The sequence below is a fragment of the Shewanella sp. 10N.286.52.E4 genome (assembly GCF_041468785.1).
In the GTDB taxonomy this organism is placed as follows: Bacteria; Pseudomonadota; Gammaproteobacteria; order Enterobacterales; family Shewanellaceae; genus Shewanella; species Shewanella electrodiphila.
On the sequence record NZ_JBFRJJ010000077.1, the window covers coordinates 1 to 258 of the forward strand.

The window sequence follows — 258 nt, forward strand, 5'->3', positions numbered from 1 at the left end:
GGCGACTACTATTCCAAGCAGAAAGACTTGTGTAGATTGTCATAAAGGTGTTGCTCACCCTTACCCTAAAAAGTAAGTAGACCTACATAAGAGGTGGCGAATAGGGAGTGATGACCCTTGCAGCTATCAATTAAAAAAACTCGCTTTAGCGAGGTTTTTTATGGCTGAAATTTGCTGTTGTGAATTAAAAAGCAAGAAGGCGACTACTATTCCAAGCAGAAAGACTTGTGTAGATTGCCATAAAGGTGTTGCTCACCC

At 41.1% G+C, this 258-nt stretch carries 1 protein-coding gene; it reads left to right on the forward strand.

Translation table 11 applies throughout. The annotated features are described in order from the left end of the window. Nucleotides 1-10 precede the first annotated feature (10 nt). Nucleotides 11-76: a NapC/NirT family cytochrome c gene (locus AB4153_RS21415; protein WP_371998603.1), complete on the forward strand. Its 66-nt coding sequence runs from the start codon at nucleotides 11-13 to the stop codon at nucleotides 74-76. The last annotated feature ends 182 nt before the right edge of the window (nucleotides 77-258 follow it).